Source organism: Catenulispora rubra (assembly GCF_015356825.1).
GTDB lineage: Bacteria > Actinomycetota > Actinomycetes > Streptomycetales > Catenulisporaceae > Catenulispora > Catenulispora rubra.
In genome coordinates this window covers 1-24,339 of sequence record NZ_JAACYW010000037.1, presented here as the reverse complement: position 1 = coordinate 24,339, position 24,339 = coordinate 1, and the positions used below count along the sequence as shown (strand labels likewise).

18 protein-coding genes and 3 pseudogenes are annotated in these 24,339 nt (G+C 67.6%); 10 read left to right on the top strand and 11 right to left on the bottom strand.

What is annotated here, in order from left to right:
* Positions 1 to 23: 23 nt before the first annotated feature.
* Positions 24 to 1,199, top strand: coding sequence for an IS110 family RNA-guided transposase (locus tag GWK61_RS13380; protein WP_369125585.1), 1,176 nt, complete (start codon positions 24 to 26; stop codon positions 1,197 to 1,199).
* 71 nt (positions 1,200 to 1,270) lie between these two features.
* Here GWK61_RS13380 and GWK61_RS13375 read toward each other — a convergent pair whose 3' ends face one another.
* Complete coding sequence (locus GWK61_RS13375) at positions 1,271 to 2,221, bottom strand: SGNH/GDSL hydrolase family protein (RefSeq protein WP_323747548.1); 951 nt, start codon at positions 2,219 to 2,221, stop codon at positions 1,271 to 1,273.
* A gap of 351 nt (positions 2,222 to 2,572) precedes the next feature.
* On the opposite strand from GWK61_RS13375, the gene GWK61_RS13370 reads away from it, so the two are divergent.
* From GWK61_RS13370 to GWK61_RS13360, 3 genes are all read left to right on the top strand, one after another.
* The gene (locus GWK61_RS13370; RefSeq protein ID WP_194908669.1) at positions 2,573 to 3,772 is read left to right on the top strand and encodes a sensor histidine kinase; all 1,200 of its coding nucleotides are present in this window, start codon (positions 2,573 to 2,575) and stop codon (positions 3,770 to 3,772) included.
* The gene (locus GWK61_RS13365; protein WP_194908668.1) at positions 3,769 to 4,452 is read left to right on the top strand and encodes a response regulator; all 684 of its coding nucleotides are present in this window, start codon (positions 3,769 to 3,771) and stop codon (positions 4,450 to 4,452) included. The genes GWK61_RS13370 and GWK61_RS13365 overlap by 4 nt, the downstream gene beginning before the upstream one ends.
* Positions 4,453 to 4,612: 160 nt before the next feature.
* Positions 4,613 to 6,838 (top strand): MMPL family transporter, encoded by a 2,226-nt coding sequence (locus tag GWK61_RS13360; RefSeq protein ID WP_194908667.1) that lies wholly within the window; start codon positions 4,613 to 4,615, stop codon positions 6,836 to 6,838.
* A 283-nt stretch (positions 6,839 to 7,121) separates the two neighbouring features.
* On the opposite strand, the pseudogene GWK61_RS61520 reads toward GWK61_RS13360, so the two are convergent.
* The 4 genes and pseudogenes from GWK61_RS61520 to GWK61_RS13340 all read right to left on the bottom strand — a co-directional run.
* Positions 7,122 to 7,505, bottom strand: a pseudogene (locus GWK61_RS61520) (MBL fold metallo-hydrolase); the annotation flags it as partial.
* Between the two features lie 179 nt (positions 7,506 to 7,684).
* Positions 7,685 to 8,734, bottom strand: a complete 1,050-nt coding sequence (locus tag GWK61_RS13350; protein ID WP_194908666.1) for a P63C domain-containing protein — start codon at positions 8,732 to 8,734, stop codon at positions 7,685 to 7,687.
* A 171-nt stretch (positions 8,735 to 8,905) separates the two neighbouring features.
* The gene (locus tag GWK61_RS13345; RefSeq protein ID WP_194908665.1) at positions 8,906 to 10,177 is read right to left on the bottom strand and encodes a DGQHR domain-containing protein; all 1,272 of its coding nucleotides are present in this window, start codon (positions 10,175 to 10,177) and stop codon (positions 8,906 to 8,908) included.
* A 138-nt stretch (positions 10,178 to 10,315) separates the two neighbouring features.
* Positions 10,316 to 10,639 carry a hypothetical protein gene (locus GWK61_RS13340; RefSeq protein ID WP_194908664.1) on the bottom strand — a complete coding sequence of 108 codons (324 nt, stop codon included), beginning with the start codon at positions 10,637 to 10,639 and terminating at the stop codon, positions 10,316 to 10,318.
* A 32-nt stretch (positions 10,640 to 10,671) separates the two neighbouring features.
* Here GWK61_RS13340 and GWK61_RS13335 point away from each other — a divergent pair.
* The 5 genes and pseudogenes from GWK61_RS13335 to GWK61_RS13315 form a co-directional block, all read left to right on the top strand.
* Positions 10,672 to 10,872: pseudogene (locus tag GWK61_RS13335) on the top strand (winged helix DNA-binding protein); the annotation flags it as partial.
* Positions 10,873 to 11,093: 221 nt separating this feature from the next.
* Positions 11,094 to 13,322, top strand: a complete 2,229-nt coding sequence (locus GWK61_RS13330; RefSeq protein WP_194908663.1) for an MMPL family transporter — start codon at positions 11,094 to 11,096, stop codon at positions 13,320 to 13,322.
* 249 nt (positions 13,323 to 13,571) lie between these two features.
* A complete protein-coding gene (locus GWK61_RS13325; RefSeq protein ID WP_323747547.1) occupies positions 13,572 to 14,123 on the top strand; it encodes a SigE family RNA polymerase sigma factor in 552 nt (183 codons plus the stop codon).
* Between the two features lie 3 nt (positions 14,124 to 14,126).
* Entirely contained in the window at positions 14,127 to 15,047 is a 921-nt protein-coding gene (locus GWK61_RS13320) for a hypothetical protein (protein WP_194908662.1), read from the top strand.
* Positions 15,048 to 15,537: 490 nt separating this feature from the next.
* Complete coding sequence (locus GWK61_RS13315) at positions 15,538 to 16,239, top strand: citrate/2-methylcitrate synthase (protein ID WP_194908661.1); 702 nt, start codon at positions 15,538 to 15,540, stop codon at positions 16,237 to 16,239.
* 45 nt (positions 16,240 to 16,284) lie between these two features.
* Here the strand turns inward: GWK61_RS13315 and GWK61_RS13310 are convergent, their stop codons facing one another.
* Positions 16,285 to 16,611 (bottom strand): ArsR/SmtB family transcription factor, encoded by a 327-nt coding sequence (locus GWK61_RS13310; protein WP_194908660.1) that lies wholly within the window; start codon positions 16,609 to 16,611, stop codon positions 16,285 to 16,287.
* On the opposite strand from GWK61_RS13310, the pseudogene GWK61_RS60695 reads away from it, so the two are divergent.
* Positions 16,559 to 17,885 (top strand): annotated as a pseudogene (locus GWK61_RS60695) (MFS transporter). The gene GWK61_RS13310 and the pseudogene GWK61_RS60695 sit on opposite strands and share 53 nt — an antisense overlap.
* Before the next feature lie 229 nt (positions 17,886 to 18,114).
* Here the strand turns inward: GWK61_RS60695 and GWK61_RS13300 are convergent.
* The 5 genes from GWK61_RS13300 to GWK61_RS13280 form a co-directional block, all read right to left on the bottom strand.
* Positions 18,115 to 18,876 carry an ABC transporter ATP-binding protein gene (locus GWK61_RS13300; RefSeq protein ID WP_194908658.1) on the bottom strand — a complete coding sequence of 254 codons (762 nt, stop codon included), beginning with the start codon at positions 18,874 to 18,876 and terminating at the stop codon, positions 18,115 to 18,117.
* A complete protein-coding gene (locus GWK61_RS13295) occupies positions 18,873 to 19,769 on the bottom strand; it encodes an ABC transporter ATP-binding protein (protein ID WP_228562250.1) in 897 nt (298 codons plus the stop codon). The genes GWK61_RS13300 and GWK61_RS13295 overlap by 4 nt, the downstream gene beginning before the upstream one ends.
* Positions 19,769 to 21,997 carry a branched-chain amino acid ABC transporter permease gene (locus GWK61_RS56320; RefSeq protein ID WP_228562249.1) on the bottom strand — a complete coding sequence of 743 codons (2,229 nt, stop codon included), beginning with the start codon at positions 21,995 to 21,997 and terminating at the stop codon, positions 19,769 to 19,771. The genes GWK61_RS13295 and GWK61_RS56320 overlap by 1 nt, the downstream gene beginning before the upstream one ends.
* Positions 21,994 to 22,962 carry a branched-chain amino acid ABC transporter permease gene (locus GWK61_RS13285; RefSeq protein ID WP_323747546.1) on the bottom strand — a complete coding sequence of 323 codons (969 nt, stop codon included), beginning with the start codon at positions 22,960 to 22,962 and terminating at the stop codon, positions 21,994 to 21,996. Before GWK61_RS13285 ends, GWK61_RS56320 begins: the two co-directional genes overlap by 4 nt.
* A gap of 90 nt (positions 22,963 to 23,052) precedes the next feature.
* Positions 23,053 to 24,177: a branched-chain amino acid ABC transporter substrate-binding protein gene (locus GWK61_RS13280; RefSeq protein ID WP_194908656.1), complete on the bottom strand. Its 1,125-nt coding sequence runs from the start codon at positions 24,175 to 24,177 to the stop codon at positions 23,053 to 23,055.
* Positions 24,178 to 24,339: the final 162 nt, after the last annotated feature.

Sequence of the window (24,339 nt, the reverse complement as noted above, 5' to 3'; positions counted from 1 at the left end):
AGGACCACCACGACGTGGAACTGATGAACGAGCGCGGCAAGCGCCTGGCCAAGGCCCGGATCCCGGAAGGCGTCGCCGGGATCGCCAAACTGCACAAGCTGGTCGCCGAACAGCTCGGCGAGGCCGCTGAGAGCGACGACACCGAGGTCGTGGTTGGCATCGAGACCGACCGCGGTCCGTGGGTGATGGCGCTGCTCGCTGCCGGATACACGGTGCTGGCGGTGAACCCCCTGGTCGCGGCCCGCTATCGGGAACGCCTGGCGGTGTCCGGCGCCAAGAGCGACGCCGCCGACGCGCACATGCTGGCCGACATGGTGCGCGCCGACGGCCACCAGCTGCGCCCCGTGGCCGGCGACACGGACCTGGCCGAGGCGATCAAGGTGGTGACCCGGGCGCATAAGACCCTGATCTGGGAACGCACCCGGCACACCCAACGGCTGCGACACGCGCTGCGGGACTTCTTCCCCGCCGCACTGGCCGCCTTCGAGGACCTGGACGCCCCCGAGGCGTTGGAGCTGCTGGCCAAGGCCCCCGACCCGGCCTCGGCCGCCCGGCTGTCGACGTCGCAGATCACCGCCGCTCTCAAGCGCGCCCGGCGCCGCGACGTGGAGACCAAGGCCGACCGGATCCAAGCCGCACTGCGCGCTCCCCACCTGGGGCAGCCGCCACTGACAACCGCGGCCTACGCCGCCTCCGTGCGCGCGCTGACCGCCGTACTGGCCGTGGTCGACACGCAAGCGACCGCTCTGCAACAGGAGGTCGAGGCCCATTTTGGGCAGCACCCGGCCGCTAGGATCGTCGTCTCCCAGCCCGGTCTGGGACCGATCCTCGGCGCCCGGGTGCTCGCAGAATTCGGCGACGACCCCGCCCGCTACGCCGACGCCAAAGCCCGCAGAAACTACGCCGCCACCAGCCCGATCACCCGCGCCTCCGGCAAGAAACGCATCGTCGCCGCCCGCTACGTCCACAACGACCGGCTCATCGACGCCCTGATGTTCCAGGCGTCCAAGGCCATCGTCTGCTCGCCGGGCGCCCGCGCCTACTACGACAAGCAGCGCGAACGCGGCGCCGGCTACAACGCCGCCCTGCGCCAGGTCGCCAACCGGCTCGTCGGCATCCTGCACGGCTGCCTGAAAACCGGCAGCCTCTACGACGAGACCACCGCCTGGGCAAACCAGCCCAAACCCGCTACTGCTTGACACATTCATTTCAGGGATGTCTTTCATAAAGGTAGCGGCGGTGGGTCACGGCATCATCCGGCGGTCGACGCCTATGAGGCAGCCGTGGTGCCGACAGCTCGGGCTATCGCGTCTGCCATGCCTTGTGCTCCGCGAGCATTCGGGTGGAGGGGGGCGGCCGGTAATGCCGGCACCAACGGTTCGATCCAGCGGGTGTCCGGATCAGAGCACGCGTCGTGGCCTACAGACGGGGTGTATGTGTCCACGTATTCGGCCCCGGCGGCAGTGGCGTGCTGTCGCAGCATGCTGTTGAACTGCACTTCTTTGTCGTTCAGGAAGCCGACGTCGCCCGGCGTGATGCCGAACGTGTGCGCGCACGCGGCACCGCCGGCCGGGAACAGGGCCGGATATCCGACCACCAGGATCCGGGCGTGCGGAGCCCGGCCTCGGATCTGCTTCAGCACTTCGTCCAGGTGCCCGGCTGTGGCATCGATCTTCTGCTTGATGCGGTCAGTGCCACCGGTGGTGTAGGAGTCCCGGCACGGCGCGATATCCGAGGCCTTGCCGCCGATCAGGGCCGGTGCCAGATCAAAGGTCGCACAGCGGGTCAGAGTCGAAACGAAGTCGACGTCGTTGCCACCGATTCCGAGCGTGACCAGGGAAGTGCCCGCGGACAGCGCATCCAACTGCGCGGGGTTGGTCCCGTCGCCTGTCGACTGCGAGGCCGACAGGTCGGCGATAGTCGCGCCCTGACAACTCACATCGTGGACGTCGCCCTTACCGATATGCAGGCTCTGTGCGACCAACGCTGGGTAGTCATGAGTCGACCGCCAGCAACCGCGGGGATCACCCGCCGGGTCGGGGATCCCCGCGCCGGAGGTGTACGAGTCGCCGAGCGCGACGTAGGAACCCTGTGGGATCAGCGAGTCGGCGGCGGACGCCTGCCGCGAACTGCTGTGTGACGAAGAGCAGGACGCCAGCAGCACGCCAACCGGGACAACGGCTGCGACGGCGCGCGCCGCCCAACGAATACGAGAGCCCACGATGGACCTCACCTTCTGGTTTTGGGAACGTGACCAGGCTGCCCGGAGAGGTGATCCGCGTCGTCGTGTGGATGCAGGCGATCCTCACTGCTCAAACGGCAGTACACGCGGCCGGCAGCACTGCGTCGGCCGTAGAACTGATCGCCTGCATCCGTACGATGACGATGCAAGGGTCGAAACGTCAGCCTGGAACCGTTCCCGACATCGGTTTCAGGAGGTCTCGCCATGACCGCCCAGCGTGAGCTGCCGCGGCCTGACTGTCACGACCACGTCGTGTACTGCGGATGCTGTACGGCAAACGTCACACCTGAGGTTGACGCTGTGGCCAGGTGGGATACATATCGTCATCGCGTGGGCAACGTGTGCGTGGCGCGGCAGTGGGCCAAGAGGCACACGCTTGTAGCCGACGGCATCCTGGCCTGCTTGCTGCTTGTTCCGTCGCTGCTCTACCTCTACACCACGCCCTCGCTCGGTCCCCATCCGGCGGTACTGATCGCGCTGACCATGAGCACAACCCTGCTGCTGACGGTGAGCCGGAAACGGCCGCAGGCTGTGCTTGCCACCGCCGTTTGCGGCGCCGCAGCCGGTGCTGTGTTGGGCGCGCCCCCCGTGCCGATGACCCCCGTCGTCGTCGCGCTGTTCGTCCTGTCGACGCTGACCGATCGCCGACAGGCCACGACCGCGTTCGGCGCGGCGATGATCGTGCTGCTGCCCGCAGTCACCGTGCTCGCGCCTCACATCTGGCCGCTCGCCCAGATCCTCAGCCTGGTCGCGTGGTCGGCTTTGGCCGGCTGCGCGGGAGAGGCGATCCGCTCTCGCCGAGCCTATGTCGCGGCCATCGAAGAACGAGCAGAGCGGGCCGAGCGCACTCGGGAGCAGGAAGCCGCCCGCCGGGTCGCCCAGGAGCAGCTGCGCATCGCCCGGGACTTGCACGATGCGGTGGCCCACCGGATCACCCTGGTCAACGCACAGGCCGGGGCGGCGCTGTTCGTCCTGGACCAGCGCCCCGACCAGGCACGCACCGCACTCGGGCACATCCAGGAGGCGAGCCGCTCCGCCCTGGACGAGCTGCGCGCGACGGTCGGCATGCTCCGCCAGGCCGGAGACCCTGCCGCGCCGTTGGAACCGGTTCCGGGCCTGGACCGCCTCGGCGAACTGTTCCGCGGGTTCGAACCTGCGGGCTTGCAGGTCACGGTCACGGTCTCCGGCCGGCCGCGCGTCGTTCCCACGGCTGTGGACGTGACGGCCTACCGAATCGTGGAAGAGGCGTTGAACAACGTGCACAAACATACGCATGCGGCCACGGCCCGAGTCGGAGTCGTGTTCCTGACCGACCGGCTGACCATCACCGTGGAGGATGCCGGTCCCGCGCGGACCGGCGATGCTTCTCCCTGCGCGGCAGGCTTCGGGTTGATCGGGATGCGCGAGCGAGCCGCCATTGTCGGCGGGCAGATCGATGCCCGGCCGCAGTCCGACGGTGGATACCGCGTCACCGCGCGGCTGCCGCTGCACCTCGGCGGTCAGTCGGCCCGCGAGGACGCAGCCGCGTGAGCATCCGTGTCCTGATAGCCGACGACCAGGAACTGCTGCGGGCCGCGTTCCGCATGGTGTTGGAGGCGGCCGGAGACATGCTGGTGGTCGGTGAGGCTGCGGACGGGGCCGAAGCTGCCCGCCTGGCACACAGCGCCCGGGCCGACGTCGTCCTCATGGACATTCGCATGCCCGGCGTGGACGGGATCGCTGCGACGCGACTGATCTGCGGCGACGAGGACTTGGCCGGGGTGAAGGTGCTCATCTTGACCACGTTCGAGAACGACGAATACGTCGCCGAGGCGCTGCGCGCCGGTGCCAGTGGCTTCCTCGGGAAGGGCATGGGCCCCGAACAGTTGCTCGACGCCATCCGGATGGTCGCGGCCGGCGAATCGCTGCTCTCGCCGGCCGCGACCCGCAGCCTGATCACCGCGTTCATCACGCAACCGGGCGGTGTGCCGGCCTCCGCCACCGACCCCGGCGCCCTGGACACGCTCACCGAACGCGAACGGGACATCGTGACCCTCGTCGGGACCGGGCTGAGCAATCAGGCGATCGCCGAGCGCTTCGCGGTCAGTCCGTTCACCGTCAAGACCCATGTGAACCGTGCCATGGCAAAACTCGGCGTCCGCGACCGTGCTCAGCTGGTGATCGTCGCGTACGAATCCGGACTCGTCCACGTGCGGCCGAAGGCGCAGTAGGCCGGGTCCCGCGGTACTGCGACCGCAGTAGGACCCCAGAGCGACGATCGAAGCGCCCGGCGGCGGTCAGGCTTGGCGCGAAGACCTCACTCGACCGGCATCCGTGAGGCACCACGTCCATCCGGCCCGGCCGGCCCGTCCCGCCTTGGGGAGTACGTTCATGTCATCGATCGCGCGCTGGTGCCAGCGATACCGGCTGCTGGTCGTCGCCGCCTGGATCGTCCTGATCGTCGGCCTCGGGACTGTGGCGAGCAGCGCCTACCGCGATTCCTTCTCGTTGCCGGACACCGGCTCGACCCGGGCGTTGAACCTGCTGACCGCGGCGTTCCCGGCCCAGGCCGGTGAGTCCGACACGGTCGTGTGGCACGTGGCCGGCGGATCGGTCCGTGACAGCGGCGTCGAGACGCACATGGCCCAGGCCCTCGACACGATCTCCCGTCTGCCCGAGGTCGCCGCCGTCACCAGCCCCTACACAAGCCTCGGGGCCGCGCACATCAGCGCCGACGGCAAGACGGCGTTCGCGACGGTCGCCTTCGACAAGACCGCTGACAAACTGGCCAAATCGGATATCCGGAAGGCCGTGGACGCCGCGCATGCGGCCGCCACCGACACCATCCAGGTCGAAATGGGCGGCACCGCGGTCGAAGGGACCGAGCAGACGCCGACCTCCACCAGCGAGCTGGTCGGGGTGCTGGCCGCGGCAGTCGTGTTGTTCATCGCCTTCGGCTCTCTGCTGGCGATGCTGATGCCGCTGTTGACCGCCGTGGCCGGCGTCGGCAGCTCTATCCTGGCGGTCGGCCTGCTCAGCCACCTGATCACCATCTCGTCGATCGCCCCTACGCTCGGTGCGCTGATCGGCTTGGGGGTCGGGATCGACTACGCCCTGTTCATCGTCACCCGGCATCGGCGCGGTCTGCAGTCCGGGCTCGGTGTCCAGGAGTCGATCTCCATCGCGGTGAACACCTCCGGCCGCGCCGTCTTGTTCGCCGGCGGCACGGTGTGCATCGCGCTGCTCGGTATGCTCGTGCTCGGACTCACCTTCCTGAACGGCGTCGCGATCGGCGCGTCGGTGACCGTCGTGTTCACCGTTCTGGCCTCACTCACCCTGCTTCCGGCGATGCTCTCGCTGCTGGGTCACAGGGTCCTCAGCCGCCGCCAGCGCCGCAGACTCCAAGCACATGGGGCGGTCACCACCGGCCCGAGCGGGATCTGGAGCAAGTGGGCTGACACGGTCCAGCGTCGCCCGAAGGTTCTCGCCGCCGGCGCGCTGGTGGTAATGGTCGCGCTGTCCGTGCCGACGCTCTCACTGCGTCTGGGTTCCTCCGACCAGGGCAACGACCCGGCCTCGACCACCACCCGCAAGGCCTACGATTTGCTGGCCGACGGCTTCGGGCCCGGCTTCAACGGCCCCCTGACCCTCGTCGCCCAGGCGCCGTCCGATGCCGACCGGACCGCACTGGTCGCGCTGTCGGCCGAGCTGAAGACGATGAGTGGCGTCGCGAGCGTCGCCCCGGTGCCGATGCAACCCGGCGCCGTGGTCGGCGTCGTCCAGGGGACCCCGACCACCTCGCCGGAGTCCAAAGAGACCTCGCAGCTGATCGACCGGCTTCGCTCCCGGACGATTCCCGCCGCGGAGGCGGGCACCGGGCTCAAGGTCTACGTCGGCGGCCCGACCGCCCTGTTCAAGGACTTCTCCGGGGTCCTGGCCGGCAAGCTGCCGCTGTTCATCGCGGTCATCGTCGGGCTCGGATTCCTGTTGCTGGTGATCGCCTTCCGCAGCCTGCTGATCCCGCTCACCGCGGCGGTCATGAACCTGCTCGCAGCCGCGGCGTCGTTCGGCGTACTCGTGGCGTTCTTCCAGTGGGGCTGGGGCTCGGACCCGATGGGGCTGGGCAAGCCGGGGCCGATCGAGGCCTTCGTCCCGGTGATGATGCTCTCGATCCTGTTCGGGCTGTCGATGGACTACCAGGTATTCCTGGTGAGCCGGATGAACGAGGAGTGGGTGTACACCCGGGACAACGCACGCGCGGTACGGGTCGGCCAGGTAGAGACCTCACGTGTGATCAGCTCGGCCGCGACCATCATGATCTGCGTCTTCCTCGCGTTCGCCTTCGGCGGGCAGCGCACCATCGGCGAGTTCGGCATCGGCCTGTCCACGGCGGTGCTGCTGGACGCGTTCATCCTGCGCACCGTGCTCGTCCCGGCGGCGATGCACGTCTTCGGCACAGGCAACTGGTGGCTGCCCGGCTGGCTGGAGCACCGCCTGCCCCACCTCGCGATCGAGGCACCACGCACGGTCCCGGACCAGGATGCACGCGCGGACCGGTTCCAGAAAGATCCGGAGATCGCTCTCGAGCAGCCGCTGCTCGACGATCAGCATCGGTAGTTCGATGGAGCCCGACATCCGGGTCGGCGCGCTTTCTTACCCGGTCCCCTCGTCGGCCAGGGGCTGCCAGATACGGCTGTAGCCGTCCCGACGGACCTTCCCGAAGACGACATCGGCGAAGTGGATGCCGAAGCCGATGGTGTCGGGCTCTTCCAACTCTGCAACGAGGCGGCGACGACGCTCGGCCGACGCTGCCGGGTCGTGATCGTAGACACGAGGACCATTCGGGGTGGCTCACCTGGAACGGTGAGTGCATGGAGTCGCCGAACGCGATCAGACGGATGCCGCCACCGTGGATGACGAACTCCGCGTGCCGAGCGGTGTGGCCGCCGGTGATCCGGACCTGCACACCCGGGAACATCTCCTGACCGTCGGCCACGGTGCGAACATAAGGTGCCAAGGCCGCGATGGCCTCCCGGGGAAGGCCTGCGGCCGCCGGCAGCGATTGCTGGGACCATTCCGGCTCGGCGACCAAGTACTCGGCGTGGGCGAACACAGGTGAGTTGCCGGCACCGGCATGCGCGGCCCAGCCGATGTGGTCGGGGTGGCAGTGTTCTCCAGCTTCCGTTGTCTCATGAAACACAGTTGCGGTTGCACTCGGACCTGTCCTTCGAGATGAAGCACCGCTTGGGCGCCGGCCGACATGTGCGGCCCGCGCGATCGTCATCTAGAGGTAGTGATGCTGCCACTAGGTCAGGGCCCTAACCACGTGTAAGGCACGTCCGTCACGTAGCCGCAGAAAGCCGAGGTGCAGTCGCTGGAGATGCTAAGCGCCCGTCGGAGACCGGTGTGGATCTCCTGGACGGGTTCGCGCTCCCCGACCCGGTGTGAGGGGTTCAGGGATGGCTAGGCGGTGGTCTTCGGGATGTCGATGACGAGCGGGATCTGGGCCTGGGCCGGCGGAAACGCGCGCGTGAAGAGTTCGTCGAACTCAGACCGGGAGGTGGAGATGCGCATCAGCGTGGTGACGGTCGAGATCTGGCGGTCGAGGTGGACGTTCCCGGTGTCCGGGGTCAGCAGCTGGTGGTGCTTGTGGGCGCGATACCCCTTGGGAAGGCGCGGATTCCGCCGCTGGAGCTCCTCGAGGACGCCCGGCGGCAGCTGCTCGTAGATAAACTTGTTGATCAGCTTCCCGACCAGCGGGGTGCGCTTAGTCGTGTTGGGCTTGAGGTCCCAGCCGTGCAGACGGTAGATCTCTTTGAAGAACTCGTCGGGAAACATCTTGACCCAGGGGCGCAGCTCGGCCTGGACGTAGTTCTCCAGGATCAGCTGCAGCTCGCGCGCGGCCCGGGTCTCCTGGTAGCCGGTGGCCTCGTCGACGAGCGCGACGATGCCAACACGGGCCAGCCCGCTGAGGAGGATCTCGGCGGCGCGGGCGGTGGCCTGCTGGTTCTCGAAAAGGACGTCCTGGCGGCGGGCTTCGAGGTAGACCTCGCAGACCAGCGGGAGCATCTCCGCCCGGTAGCCCCATGCCCGCCCGCTCTCGCCCTTGACCCGGTAGGGGATCGGGGCCTCCAGGTCGCGGAGGTCGTCGGGGATGAAAGGCTGCAGGTTATTCGCCGAGAGGAACGGCGGGTGGCTGGTCTCCGTGTCAGCGCGGGTGCGCCGGGACTTGTCCGGGTTGCGTCCCAGTGCCCGCAGGACGGCGGACTGGCTCACGAGGCGCGTCCCGTCCTCCAGGACCGCGCAGGAGATCGACAGCGAGCCGATGCTCAGCTCCCCGGTGTTCGTGGCGATCTGGACGTCCCCCCACCGGGCCGCTGCGGCGCGGGCGGCGATCGCGCTGCGGGTCTCGCTGTCGAGGCTCCGGGCGCGGGCGATTCCCCCCTTGCTCGCGCCGAGCTTCGACAGTTCGGCGGCCTTCTCGCTCGCGGACTCGTTCACCGACGTAGTCATCCATACCTCCAGCTGCAATGCTTGCTCGAGCAAGCAACGCTACCAGCTAGCGGGACGGCACCGCAGGACATTGTGAACCTGCACGTGGATCCCTGATTCCGTTCCCCGATACTACCCAGCCGTGGCATTGCTTGCCCGAGCATGCAGGCGACAATCGCTATGCGGCGGCGTTCAGACTTCCACGGCGTTGTTGGTCTTGGAGATGAGACCGCGGATCATTCCGACCAGGCGGTCGGTGCCGTAGCGGCCGGTGAACTGCGAGGCGATCGACGCGGACCGCCAGAACTCAGCGCCGTCGATCTGCCGCTCGTCGCCGGTGGTGGGGTCGAGTGCGATTCCCGACAGCGTGGGCAGGTCGACGAGCAGCTGCTCGTACTGGTCGGGATCCGCAAGCTTGGCGCCCCGCTGGATGATGATCGGCAGACAGTCCGCGAGGACACGGTGCATGGTGTTGACGCCGGTGGCCTTGAACAGCACCCAATCGCCGGGCTGCTCGGTCGCGTCGAAGGGCTGGGACAGCAGGCGAGAGATCGCTTCCCAGAAGGCGTCGATGACCCGCGCCCACTCCTGCGAAGTCAGCGTCCGCGGCATCTGCGCGGTCTGCAGAGGGGCGATGCTGGCGATGAACTGCGAGACCGCGATCGAGGTGTCCTTCGAGGCCGGCTCGTTGGGACGCCGGATGCGGCGCATCCACGGGCTCGTATTCTCGACCATGGCGTCATAGACGGAGGCACCCGCCAGGAGACTGCTCTTGTTCTTGCGCTCGCTCAGGTACTCGGCCTCGCCCTCGTCCTGCCTGGCCATCCGCTGGAGAAGCTCCGCGGTGAGGTCGGTCGGGACGTTCTTCGCCTGCGAGTTGATGTAGTAGAACTGCCGGATCTCCTCGGCGCGCTCGAACCCGAGCATGAACTTCACCGGGACGGGGAAGTCGTCGCCGAGCCGCTTGGGCGAGAGCAGCTTGACGGCCCCGCCGCGGTGCTGGCCGTCGACGATCCAGGCGGTCGCCTCCTCGCTGAGCAGCACGGTGGCGTTCGCCGTCGCGTTGCCCTCGCTCTTGATCGCGTGCATGACGCGTGTGCGGTCCGCGTCGGAGTAGAAGGTGACGTTCACGCCAGTCGGGAACTCGCCGAGGTGGATGCCCTCCGGGGTCTCATCCTCGCCGGGACGCACGTTGGCGATGATCGGGTTGGGCATCAGGCCGCGACGGTCGTCGAACACCCGGCCCTGCCGCTTCTCGGAACCCTCGCCGTAGAAGGCCGCGGCCTGGGCGATGCGGGTCCGCGACGGGCGGCGCTGGTAGCCGTTGTCGGGGTCGTTGCCACGGTCGGGGTCATACATGTCGACATCCGAAACCGCACCCAGCTGCATGGGGGTCAGCGTGGTGGAGATCATGGCGTGGCCGCGCTGAACCTCGATCAGGGCGGGCCGTTCAACTGCACTCATTCAAGATCCTCCTGGATCAAACATTGCCGACGCATTCCGCCTGACGAGTTCAGCATAGCACACTTGGTCGACGATGTGCGTCGACATTTTCTGTCGACAGCCAATTTCGGAGGTAGAGGGTCGCTGAGCTCGGTCCGTTCACCGGGAGGTCGCGTTTTGCCATGGGTCCGCCGTTTCGGTGTCCTGACGGCAAGATCGCAGGTCAACGATGTCGCCGCGGTAGTGGAGTTGGTCGCGGAGAGCTTGGTTGTCGAAGTGCAGCGCGGCGATCACGGTGGCGGCGGCGTCGAGACGTCCGTGAACGGCCGCGCGTTCGGCTTTGACCAGCCGAAGCTCGGCTTCGAGAGCCTTGATGGCGTGATCCCGGCGGGTCTCGCCCGGCGTCCGGGCCCGGCCTCGATGACCTTCTGATCCCCACTCGGCGAGGATGCCGTGGGCGCGGATCATCGTCGCGCGGATCACGCCGCTTCCTTGTAGAGGTCTTCCTTAATCAGAAGCTGGGCTTGGTCGAACGCCGCGCACATCCCACTGATCGACGCGCCAAGCACCTCGTCCTCACCGCTGAGGGCAGCACCCTGCGCGAACGGCTTCTCGAACTCCTCGCCGAAGGCTCACCTCTGGCTCCGCTCACTCCGGAGGAGCAACGCGCCCTGCAGAACCTGTTGGAGAAGACCGCCGCCCGACGTTCCTCGTAGCGGGACTCCCCCGCACCATCAGTACGACGGGGCAGAGAGTGCGCCAGTCCCGAAACCAGGACCAGCCATACGGGATTCAGGGGAGGAAGCGGACTACCTGCGGAGGCGGCACTCCCAATTCGTGCATATCGTGCTCTCAACAGCCGGATTGCTGCCAGGAGCATGAGGGCGGGAGGGGTGTCGCAACGTCCTGGAGCAGTCCCTGAGACCGGGAGTCCGCCGTGGCGACGTTGCTGTATCGGCTGGGTTGTCTCGCCTACCGGCGACGCTGGTTGGTCCTGCTGGCCTGGGTGGTGGTGCTGGTAGCCGTGGGCTTCGGCGCCGTCACCGCCCCCGCGGCGCCGGACACCACATTCTCGACGCCCGGCATCGAGTCCCAGCGGGCCTTCGACCTGATGCAGCAGCGCTTCCCCGGCGCGCAGGCAGACGGCGCGAACGCCAGGGTCGTCTTCGTCGCGCCCGCCGGGCAGCAAGTCACCTCGGCCGCCAACCGGGCCGCCATCGAGAAGACGGTCAGCGAGGTGTCCGGCGGATCGCAGATCGCCACCGTCGTCGATCCCTTCCAGACACAGGACGCGGTCAGCAAGGACGGCACGATCGCGTACGCAGCCATCACCTACACGGTGAAGCCGAAAAGTCTGACCGATGCCACCAAGACCACCTTGACCAACGCCGCACAGCAGGCACGGGATGCCGGCCTAACCGTCGAGATCGGCGGAACCGCGCTGGCGAAGCAGCCAGCGGCGGGCGGGGCCGGCGAGTCGATCGGCATTCTGATCGCCGCGGTTGTGCTGCTGGTGACGTTCGGATCGATGGCCGCGGCCGGGCTGCCGCTGCTGACCGCGCTCATCGGCGTCGGCGTCAGCATGGCCGGCATCACGGCCCTGGCCAGCACGCTCGGACTCTCCTCCTCGACCGGAACGCTGGCCACCATGCTCGGCCTGGCTTGCGGAATCGACTACGCCCTTTTCGTCGTGTCGCGCTACCGGGAGGAACGGGCCAACGGACACCCCACCGAGGAAGCAGTCGGCCTGGCGGTGGGCACCGCGGGTTCCGCTGTGGTGTTCGCCGGACTCACCGTCGTCATCGCGCTGGCCGGACTCTCGGTGGTCCGCATCCCGTTACTGACCAAGATGGGCCTGTCGGCCGCGGCAGCGGTGATCATCGCGGTACTGATCGCCTTGACCCTGGTCCCGGCTCTGACCGGCTTTTGGTCGCGCGCGGTGCTCTCCCGCCGTTACAAGAAGACCGGGCGGCGTGTCCAGGGCGTGGAAGGCAACCGCGGCAGCCAGTGGGCCGGCTTCGTCCGGCGCCACCCGGTGCCGGTTCTGGTCGGCACGGTCGCCACACTGGTGGTGCTGGCCCTGCCGATACTCAGCCTGCAACTGGGACAGACCGGAGACGAGGCGAAGTCGACCTCCACCACCGAGCGCCGGGCCTACGACGACCTCGCCAAGGGATTCGGCCCCGGCTTCAACGGTCCCTTGAGCATCGTGGTGGACGCCAAGGGCGCCGGCGATCCCAAGGCCGTGGTGGCGACGATCAGCCAGCGGATCGCCGCCACTCCGGGAGTGGTCTCGGTCTCGACGCCGCGGTTCAACACTGCGGGCGACACCGCGGTCTTCTCCGCCGTCCCAGCCGACTCGCCGACCAGCAAGCAGACCGTGAACCTGGTCCACGCCATCCGCAACGAGCGTCCCGCGATCGAGGCCGCCGCTCCGGGCTCGGTGTTCGAGGTCACCGGGACCACCGCGCTGAACATCGACGTCGCCCAGAAGGTACAGGGCGCGCTGGTGCCCTACCTCGTCGTCGTGGTGGGCCTGGCCATCCTGCTTCTGCTGGTGGTGTTCCGATCCATCGTCATCCCCGTCAAGGCCGCCGTCGGCTTCCTGCTGTCGGTACTCGCCGCGCTCGGGTGTGTGGTCGCGGTCTTCCAGAAGGGATGGGGTGCCAGCCTGCTGGGAGTCACCACAACCGGCCCCATCATGAGCCTTATGCCGATCTTCCTGGTGGGCATCGTGTTCGGGTTGGCCATGGACTACGAGGTCTTCCTGGTCTCGCGGATCCGGGAGGCCTACGTACACGGAGGCGAGGCCGGCGCGGCGATCACCACCGGCTTCCGCTACAGCGCCCGCGTCGTAGTGGCTGCCGCCCTCATCATGATCTCCGTGTTCGCCGGCTTCATCACCGCCGAGGACTCCATGATCAAGATGATCGGGTTCGGGCTGGCCATCGCTGTCCTGTTCGACGCCTTCGTGGTCCGCCTGGCATTCGTTCCCGCCGTCCTGGCACTGTTCGGCGACAAGGTCGCCTGGCTGCCGCGCTGGCTCGACCGAGTGCTGCCGCACGTCGATGTGGAGGGCGAAGCCCTCAGCCGCGAGCACGCCGCTGCCCAGTCTCCGGGCCCGTCTGGGGACGATGACGCCATGGCCCCGATGCCAACGCGGTAGGCCGTTGCCCGCACGCGATCCGGCCACGGCCCGGACATAGTCCTGCCGTGGCCGGCTGCCATTCACCGAGCATGCGTCAGTCTGCTGCGAGCCCGTCAACGACCGAACAATTCGACTCATCGGCCACATTGTGCTGGCTCTTGCAGGTCGGCCCTGAGTCCTGCCCGCCGAGCCGGGCACCTCAGCCGGGCACCCGAATTTTTCGGCTGGGTCCAGAACCTTTTGCCGGGTCGCCAGACTCTAAGTGATGTGGAAAACGAGATCGAAAACCTGAGTCGCACCCGCGGGTTCAGCCGCGAGGAACTCGACGCCGATTTCACAGCGTTCGTCGCGGCGAATGGCGGACGTCTGATCCACATCGCCGAGCTGCTCAGCGGTGAGCCGCACCGCGCGGCGGATCTCGCGCAGGCGGCGCTGGAGAAGGCGTATCCGCGCTGGAACCGTATCCGGTCGGACAATCCCATGGCCTACATCCGGACCATCCTCGTCAACCAGCACAAGACGTGGTGGCGACGGTACCGGGACCGGGAGCAGCTCGGCAATGTACCGGAGCGCGCCACGGCATACGACTTCGCGCATGAGCATTCACAGCGGATGGTCGTGCTCGATGCCCTGGCAAAGCTCACGAAACGGGAGCGGCAGGTGGTGGTGCTGCGCTACTACGCCGATCTCAGCGAGGCGCAGACGGCCGCAGAGCTGGGGATATCCCAGGGCACGGTGAAGAGCACGATGCACCGGGCGCTCGCCAGACTGCGCGGCTCGCAAGTCCTGACACTGCTGTATTCGGACAGGAAGAGCTAACACATGGAAACCGCAGAAGAAGACGCCATCATCGCGGCGTTGGACTACCGCGATGAGTACAACCCGACGCTTTCCCCTGCAGCCGTCATCGCCAGCGCGCGACGGAAGCAGACCAGGACCCAGCTGACGTTGTCCGGTGCGGCGCTGGCAACAGTCGGCATCGCAGCCGGAGCCGTGCTGACGGTCGGCGGGATAAGCGGATCAAGCTCCGCAGCCGACTCAGCGGCTGCGGGAGGGAAGAACGCCGACGTCACCAACGGACAGCAGTCACCCGTCATCAAGTTGTCGCCCGGCCAGCGCTATACCGTGCCCGGTTCGTCCGGCACAACCATCTGGTTCACGGACAAGTATCTCTGTGTCACCAATACCGTTCCGAACGGCCCCACTTTCAAGACCGGGGACTGCGCCCCCGGCCATGCTTTCGAGTGGGTCGACGGCAACACGCCACAGGACCGCAACACCCTGGGCTCCAAGACGCCCCCTACCGGGTTGGTTTACCCCAACACGCCGACCTACGGCAACACCACGGGTTCCAAGAACCCGCCTCTCCAGCACTACGGCACGACCCCTAACGCCGGCAACACCGCGGGTTCCAAGACCGCGCCTGTTCAGACGCTGGGCAATGGCTTCGTGTCTGCTCCCGGAGACAACGGCTACGTCTACGGAATGACGCTCTCCGACATAAAGCCAACGCTCGCGACCGTTACCGGCGGCGACGGCACGACCCACGTCGCTACGATCGTCGAGGCAGCCTCGGGCCAAGCCGGCCTGCTGTTCTTCACGCCCGAACCAATCACCACAGCCGCAGACAAGACACAGCCGAATCAGGTATCGGGCCCCATGAAGGTCGACCTCTTCGGCGCAAACGGCGGAAAGCTCTGCACGATCGACTTCGCCCCTCCCGGCAAAATCGCGTCTTGTTGAAGGAACCGATGACGCCTCGCCGCGAACTCCACTCACGGCGAGGCGTCATCCCTCAGTAGACGCTCGAGGGCCTGCCGGGTTGACTGACGGCCGGGTCGCGCCAGCTTGGTGCGGCTCGGTCGCTCAGAGGCACGTCGCGAGTGCTTGAAAGACGTACCGTGGCATTCTGATCAACGCCATGATGGCTGTCAGCGCACCGTCAACCTGCTGCGTCAGGCCACCGCGAAAGACGGCGGATTCGGTCTTGTCGACCGACCGAGACCGACCTTCGCCGGAGACCGGCGGCGTCGAAGCGGCGGTGTCCGTGCGGCGTGTGCCATGCCACGGTAGCCGCGACCGCGGTTCGCACCGCCTCGTCGGGGTTGGCGTCGGACGCCCTACCCATCGACCGGCTCGCCCTGACGTCGCGGCCCACGCCGTCTCGGACCCGAGCCGCTTCCGCCTGGAGCCCGAAGCAGTCACGGCCACCGGCCGGCTGCTGATCGCAGGGATGATCGAGGCACTGCCGAACGCCGACGGATCGAAGCGGGTGTACAGCCGGGCAGCGCGCGACAGACAAACCGGCAGCATCGCTTCGGCGCTGTGGCCGAAGCTGTCGCCGGCGGCACCGACACAGACCACCCCGCTCGAAGCCGCCATGATCCTGCTCGCCGACCACGAACTGGCTGCCTCAACCCTGGCCGCACGTGTCGCGGCCTCCGTCCACGCCGACCCCTACGCCGTGGTCATGGCCGGACTCGGCGTCCTCACCGGCCCGATGCACGGCGGCGCCTCGCTGGGAGCCGAGCGGATGCTCGCCGCCGCCGGCAGCCCCGCCGATGCTCCACGCGTGATCGCCGAACGGCTGCGCAGCGGCGAACGCATCCCGGGCCTGGGCCACACCGTCTACAAATCAGGCGACGCTCGCGGAACGGCCCTGATGGACCTCGTCCGCGCGTCGTATCCGGACAACGAGCGCTTGGCCGTCGCCGAGGCCCTCATCGCCGAAAGATCGGCTCGGCGCCTGCCGGATTTGAACATCGACTTCGCTCTGGCCGCCTTCGGCGCGGCTGCCGGGCTGATCCCGGGAGCCGGTCAGGCGATCTTCGCGATCGCACGGACCGCCGGGTGGCTGGCACACGCGCTCGAGGAATACGAACGCAACAGCCCGCTGCGGCCGCGGGCGGTTTATGTGGGCCCCGAGCGCCGGTGACGCCGTCGTCGACGGCCACCGCCGACGACCGACGAGCCGCGGGCCTCACTGCAACGCGGGATGTGTTTCGATGTTGGCCAACACGGTGTCGAGCAGCCCCGGGAACCTGGTGTCGAACTCGTCCTTCCGCAGTCTGGCGCTTTGCTGTCGGCCTTGGTGACTCCGCCAGATCAGGCCCGACTCGCGCAGGATCCGGAAGTGGTGCGAGGCGTTGGATTTGCTGATACCCAGCGCACTGTAGATCGCCGAGCATTCCGTCTCGCCCTCACGCGCCAGCAGATCGACGATCTGCAGCCGCAGCGGATCGCTGAGTGCGTGCATGGCCGCGGCCAGGGGCACGTCAGCCGGATCGGCGTGGAAAGCGTCGCGCATACGCTTAGCCTACCTCGCGGTCCAGTGGTTTAACGTTTGTTGTACCGTTGAACTCATGTTGAACCCACGGATCTACCTGCTCGCGCTGGGCACCTTCACCGTCGGTACTGAGGGCTACGTGATCGCCGGCGTCCTGCCACAGGTCGCCCGCGACATGCACACCACAGTTCCCCTGGTCGGCCAACTGGTCACGGTGTTCGCCCTGGCCTACGCGATACTCGGTCCGCCACTCATCGCGCGCGCCCACGTGCTGCCACCTCGCCGGCTCCTGGTCGCCGCCGCGCTGCTTTTCGCGGCCGCCAACGCAGTTGCCGCACTCGCCCCCGGCCTGGCCGTCCTCGTGGCGGCGCGGATCGTCGCGGCGGCTGGTGCCGCGCTGTTCATGGCACCGGCCGCCGGGATCGCCGCCGCCTTGGCTCCACCCTCGCAACTGCCCAAGGCCATCGCGGTCACCGCCACCGGCAACGCCCTGGCCCTGACCGCCGGAGCGCCTCTGGGCACTGTCATCGCGTCCGCGCTCGGCTGGCGCGGCGTTCTGGTTCGTCACCGCACTCGCAGTGGTCACCGCCGTCCTGATCGCGATACTGCTACCGGACGTGCGTCCGGCCACTGCCGGGGCGGCCCGCCGTGCCGATCTGGCCCGCTCACCCGGCATCCGCTGGGCCGCCGCGACCACGTTCGCCCTGTTCCTGGCCGCGTACACGCTCTACACGTATCTCTCGCCCGTCGTCGCCAAGGCAACCGGGCGAGGAACCAGCGCAGTCGCGATGCTGATGGTGACGTTCGGAGCCGGCGGCCTGATCGGTGGACGTCTCATCGGCCATGTCCTTGCCCGCTTCGATCTGGGTCACAGCCTGCGCACGATCCTGACCGTCGTCGCCTCGGCGCTCGTGGCCATAGCCGCACTGACCGCCACCGGGCCGCATCAGGGCACGAACCTCGTACTTCTGTTCCCGGCGATGCTGATCCTGGGCGCTGCTTGGTGGTCTGGAGGCATCAGTCAGCAGACCCGTTTCGTGCTACTCGCCCCCGGCCAGCGCTCGACCGCGTTGAGCGTGCACTTCTCGGCGCAGTTCCTGGGGGTCGCCGCCGCCGGCGCGCTTGGCGGCATCACCCTTACGACCTTCTCCCCCGCCAGCGTCCCACTCGCCGCCGCTGTGATCGCCCTGCTGGCGCAGCTGACGATCAAATGGACGCCGAACAGATCGAGCAGCGCTCCCGTGCCGAACTCGGCCGCACGCGTGCCCGCCGTTTCCGACCGGCGGCGCATTTGACGAGTGGGTCCTCCGAGGGCGTCAGTGAAAACTGATACAGGCCGATTCCCGCAAGTCAAGCCCACCACTCTTGTGAGTAGTCCTTAATGGACGCCGTAGCCGAACATGCCCTCAACGCCGACGAGCCGATGCACCCCCACGCCGGCCCGTTCCGACCGGGTGTCAGCTGATCCTGGGCCCGCGTGGCAACCCGACGGCAGCGTTGTCGTCGGGGCCCGCTCATGGGCGCCTACTGCATGGCGATCTCCTCGCCGAGGTAGGCCGCTCGAACCGCCTGGTCGGCCAGAAGCCCATCGGCCGTACCGTGAAGCACGATGTTGCCGGTTTCCAGAACGTAGCCCCGGTCTGCCAGGGCAAGTGCCTGGGCTGCGTTCTGTTCGACCACCAGGATGGTCACGCCCTGTTCGTTGATCTCGCTGATGATCTGGAAGATCTGCTCGACGACCAGCGGTGCGAGCCCCATGGAGGGCTCGTCGAGCAGGAGCAGCTGTGGCCGGCCCATGAGCGCTCGCCCGATGGCGAGCATCTGCTGTTCGCCGCCGGACAGGGTGCCGGCGGCCTGGTTGAGCCGTTCGCGCAGGCGCGGGAACAGATCGAGGATCTCCTCCAGGTGTGAGCGGTCGAAGTGCCGGAACCTGTAGCCCCCCATCTCAAGGTTCTCCAGGACGGTCATGCGGGGGAAGACGTGGCGCCCCTCGGGAACATGGCAGATGCCGCGGTGGATGAGTTCGTGGGCGGGGATGCCGTCGATTCGGCCACCGTCATAAGTGACGGTGCCCGTCGTGGGGCTCAGCATTCCGGATACGGCCTTTTGCGTCGTGGTCTTGCCGGCGCCGTTGGCTCCGAGGAGGGCGACGATCTCGCCGGGGTACACCACGAAACTGATGCCTTTGAGCGCACGGATGGCACCGTAGCGAACGTCGAGTTCCTCGACCGTCAGGAGCGGATCGGCGAGCTCGCCACGGTCGGCGCTCAGGTCGGGTGGAGTCATCGGGTGTCCAGTTCGTTGGTATCCGAGACGGCTCGAGGAGTACGAGCCCTGCGGTGGCGTCGCCCGTTGTCCGGCTTCCCGAGGTAGGCCTCGATGACGGCCGGGTTCTGTTGGATCTGTGCCGGCCGGCCTTCGGCGAGCTTCTCGCCGAAGTTGAGGACGGCCACCCGGTGAGCGATGGACATGACCAGGTGCATGTCATGCTCGATGAGCAGGATGCTCGTGCCGTGCCGTGCGTTGATCGCTGTGATCAGTGCGGCCAGCTCACGCTTCTCGGTCGCGTTGGTTCCAGCGGCGGGCTCGTCGAGCAGCAGCACCGTCGGCTTGGTACCGAGGGCTCGGGCGATCTCCAGCCGCCGCTGCTCGCCGTAGGCGAGCCCGCCGGCGAGGTCATTGGCCTTTCCCGCGAGCCCGACCTCGTCGAGCAGCTCCATCGAGGCGCGGTTGCTGGCCTTCTCCTCGCGCCGTTGCCAGGGCAGGCCGAGCATGGCGGACAAGGCCCCGGACCGCTGCCGCGCCTCGACGGAGATCTTGACGTTCTCCAGCGTCGTGAGGGCTGGGAACAGGCGGATGTTCTGGAATGTGCGGGCGATGCCGAGGCGGTTGATGGCTGGTATCGATTTGCCGATCAGGTCTGTCCCATCGGCTCCGCGAGCCGGGTCGGGGTGGAAGATGATCGATCCCTGCCCGGGCCGGTACACACCGGTCAGAGAGTTGAACAGCGAGGTCTTGCCCGCACCGTTGGGCCCGATGACGGCAAGGATCTCGCGGCGGTGCAACGACAGCGATACATCGTTGAGGCAGACCACACCGCCGAAGCGGAGACAGACGCCGGCGATCTCCAGGACCACCTCGGAGCCGGCGGCTCCGGCATGAGTGCCGAGTTCAGACATCATATTCCCTCTCGAGCAGGCACAGCGCCGACCTCACGGTCGGCAGCCGCTTCCAGGCCCGACAGCTCGGCCTTGCGGCGCCGGGCGGGAATGAGTCCTTCGGGACGGAAGATCATCATGGCCAGCACGAGCGCGCCGATCCACATCTGGGTGTCCTGCAAGGGCACCTGAGACTGCAGGAAGTAAGGAAGCCAGGTGAGAACGGCCGCGCCGACGAGAGTGCCGACGAGCGAACCCATCCCGCCGAACACCACGTAGGCGAGGATGAGGATCGAATTCTGCAAGGTGAACTGGGAGGGGTCGAAGTAGCCGACCTGGGTCGCGAAGAAGACGCCGGCTACGCCGGAGGTCGAGGCCCCGATGGCGAACGCGAGCAGCTTCAGCCTGGTGGTACGCACGCCACTGGCCTGGGCAGCGACCTCGTCCTCGCGGATCGCGGCCCAGGCCCGACCGATCCGTGAGCCCTCCAGCCGGGCGAACAACACGATCACGATCACCAGCAGCGCCAGCAGCAGGTACCAGTAGGGAAGGTTGTCCAAACCGAAGGTCACGTGCACCGGTCCGGCGTGGATGACCGGGTGCGGGACGGTAGGGCCGATGGGGCCGCCGGTGAGATCGTGCGGGTTGTTGATCGCGACCAGCTGGATGATTTCGCCGAAGCCGAGAGTGACGATCGCCAGGTAATCGCCGCGGAGCCGAAGTGTGGGCGCACCGAGCAAGACACCTGCGACGAGGCATGCGGCAATGGCGAAGGGGATGGCCACCAGCGGGCTGAAGTGCAGCCAGCCAGGTGGTTTGAGCGGCAGTGCGCCGGTCAGATAAGCCGTCGTATATGAGCCGATGCCGTAGAAGGCGATGTAGCCCAGATCCAGGAGCCCCGCCCAGCCCACGACGACATTCAGGCCGACGGCGAGCAGGAGGTATGCGGCGATCTGAGTGACGATGACGTTCTGCCAGTTGGAAGGCAGCGTGGGCGGGTAGAACAGGACCAGGGCGGCGGCAAGCCCGATCAGGGTGCCGCGGGTCGCCGGACGCTCCCGCACCTCGTCGCTGCTGCGCACCGCAATCCCGCTTGGAGCAGCATCGCTTTCCCCGTCGTGGCTCCCCGGCCGATGCCCGGCGAACAGCCCGGCGACGCCGAGCAGGAAGAAGGCAATGCAGGCGACCCAGCCTCCGGCGCCGAGGTTGGCCCACCTGCGGCCGTACTGCGGCCCGACCTCCGCGCCGGTCTCGGCGATGTGATAGAGCGTCACGAACGTCAAGACCAACCCGAAGGCGGCGCCGGCGAGCGCACACCAGCTGACGACCCGGAGGCGGAACAGACTCCCCGCGACCGCCGCGACGCCGGCGATACCGAACAGGACTGGCCCGAGCCATCTCAGGTAGGCACTGGCGACGCCGGGGAGCCCGGCGCCGGAGAACAGGTCACCGGTACCGGCGAAGGTCGTGTCGGCCTGCAGTGGCGCGAACCACGCCGCCTGGGCGAAGGCGACCAGCCCCAAGGCCAGCCCGGCGAGCGCGGGAACCAGACCCGGACGCCAGGTCAGCCACTGTTCGATACCGGCCGACGTCGAACGATGCGCCGCGGTCGCGTGGGCGGCCACGACTCCGGCGAACGCGAGGACCAGGTAGCCCGCCGCGGTGGCGTAGACCCCCAAGGAGTGGTCGATGCCACCGGCGAAATGGACCAGCTGCTCGTGCGCGACGAATGCGATCACCGCACTCGTGACGCTCAGGGCGCATTGAACGTAGCCCAGTACCCGGGAGCGGCGTGCAACGGCGGCCAGACCGACGACGGCGCCGACGCCGGCCAGCGCCCAAGCGGCCGGGCTGAAGAACGCGGCCACAAGCGGCGGAGCGCCCGACGTCGAGCTGACAGCGCTGTCCACCGCGCCGAGTTTGCCCACCGGGTCGTACCAGCGCAGCAGGCCCATACCGGTGACGATCAAGACGAGGCCGGCGCCGATCGCTGCGGATCCGGGCTTGTCCAGCTGGGACTTGAGCTGCGGCCAGGCCGTGACCAGCCCGAACACCACGAGCCCGATCGACAGGAAGACCAGCAGCCGTATAGGCCGTGTCGCCTCGTGGAAGGACAGGCCGAAGTCGGTCTGTGAGCCCTCTTGCGGGCCCACCATCAATGCCGCGACGAACCCGCCGAACAGACAGGCGGTCAGGCGGCGCACCAGCGCCCTGGTACGAACTCGGTATTGAGCCGGCGAGGTGTTCATGCGGCTCGCCCCAGACGTTCGCCCAGCAGGCCGGTCGGGCGCACGATGAGCACGAGGACCAGGGCTATGAAACTGATGGCATTGGTCCACTGTGCGCCGACGAAGCTCAGATTCGTGATCAGGACCTCTGCTTCGCCGAGCAGCAGACCGCCGAGCATGGCGCCGCGGACGTTGCCGATACCGCCGAGCACCGCAGCGGCGAACGCCTTGAGACCGGGTGCGAAGCCCATGGTCGCGCTCACCCCGAATGCGGCCCCGAACATGAAGCCCGCGATGCCGGCCAGCGCCCCACCGATGACGAAGGTGCGGGAGATCGTCCGGTTGATGTCGACGCCCAAGAGCGCGGCGGTGGGGGCGTCCTCGGCGACGGCGCGGATACTGCGGCCGAGCTTGGTCCTGTTCACCAGCCGGTCGAGGCCGAACATGACGACGACGGCGACGCCGACGACGAGCACCTCGATCGTTTGCACGTGGAAGTGGCCGGAACTGATGAGGTTGTGGGAGAGGTCGAAGTAGGTGCGGTCTCCGCCGGTGGTGCCGGGGAAGGCGTTGTTGGGAAGCCGATCGAACAGTTTGCCGGCCAGGCTGGACAGGAACAGGGACGCGCCGATCGCGCTGATGAGGAAGGCGACACCTGGCGCACGCCGGCGGCGCAGCGGCTTGTAGGCGACCCGCTCCAGCAACCAGGCGACGCCCGCTCCACACGCTGCGCCGCTGAGCATGCCCGCGAGCAGGGACATGGGGATCCAGGCGCCGGTGAGGTGCCAGTTGCCGAGGATGGCGTTGACCGTGAGGAAGCTTCCGAACGCGCCGAACATGAACACTTCGCTGTTTGCGAAGTTGATCAGCTGGAGCACGCCGTAGACCATGGTGTAGCCCAGAGCGACCAGTGCGTACAGACTCCCCTGTTCGAGCCCGAGCACCAGGTTCTGTGGTAACTCCTGTAACCAGTTTTCCGACGTCACGTTCCACTCCTCGGGTTGTCGGCGCTACGGCCTTGGTGGTCGGCGTCGGCGTCGGCGGGTCGGGCCCCACGCGGCCCGCCGACCGCCGGATCAGTTCTCAGATCTGACGTTGCCGAGTTCGGTGATCGCGCCGTCGCGCTGCTGATAGAGGTTCACCGTTTGCACGGAGGCTGCGACGTCTCCGTCGGACTGGAACTTGATCTCGCTGGTGATGCCCTTGAAGTCGATCGCGTTGAGGGCGGCCTCGACACCGGCTCGAGTGGGCGCCCCTGTGGCCGCGGCATCCTTGATCGCGGTGAGCAGCGCATTGGCGGCGTCGTAGGACTCCGGGGAGTAGGTGGACGCGGGGGTGTTGAACGTCTTCTGATACGCGGCGGCGAACGCCTTGGACTGGGGTGCCACGGTCGCGTCCTGGCATCCGCAGGTCATGTACCACCCGTTGCCGGCCGTACCGGCTCCCGTGGTGAACACATTGGATTTGATGCCGTTGCCGCCGACCGCGATGCCTTTGAAACCGGCCGACTGCAGGGCCTTGGCCAGCAGCGCGGCCTGTGCGTCGTAGCCGCCGTAGAAGACCGCGTCGTCTCCGCTGGACACGATGGTCTGGGCCATCGGGTTGTAGTTGGTCGTCGTCTGGGCGTCCAGGCCCTGCTCGGTGACGGAAACACCGTCCTTGTGCGCCTCAGCGGCGACGGTGTCCGCTACGCCCTTGCCGTAGGCGCTCAAGTCCTGCAGCACGAACAGCTTCTTCACCCCGCGGTGTTGGAGCCAGTCGGCGGCCTGGGAGCCCTCGACGTTGTCGTCCGGCACGATCCGGTGGAACGCGGCGAAGCTCTGGTCCTGCAGGGACGAGTTCGTCGCCGACGGAGTGATGAACGCCAGGCCCGCGGAGCCGTAGATCTTGGCGGTGGCCAGGACGCTGCTGGAGAACGTGGGGCCGATGACGCCAAGTACGGCCGGGTCCTGCGTCAGCGAGGTGGCCGCGGCCGGCGCCTTGGCGGGGTCGCCCAGGTCGTCACCGTTGATCAGCTTCACCTTGAATCCGAAGCTGTTGGAGGCGTTGGCCTGGTCGACGGCGACCTGGACGGCGTACTGCACGTTGACGCCGAGCCCGGCGTACTGCCCGGACAGCGGGGCTTCGAGCCCGATGGCGTAGGTGGGCTCGGATCCGGATGCGGACGAGTCGCCGTTCAGGCTGTTCTGGCCCTTCTTCAAGGCGCTGCTATCACTGGCCTTGCCATTGGAGCAGCTGGCTAGGGCGGCTTGCCGCAGACCCGCTGTGACGGCCTGAGTCGGGACCACTCGAGGGTTGAGTTAATCTTCGGAGGCGGTCTCATTCGAGTCCGTGTGTCGGTCCGATTCAGACCCATCCTCAAC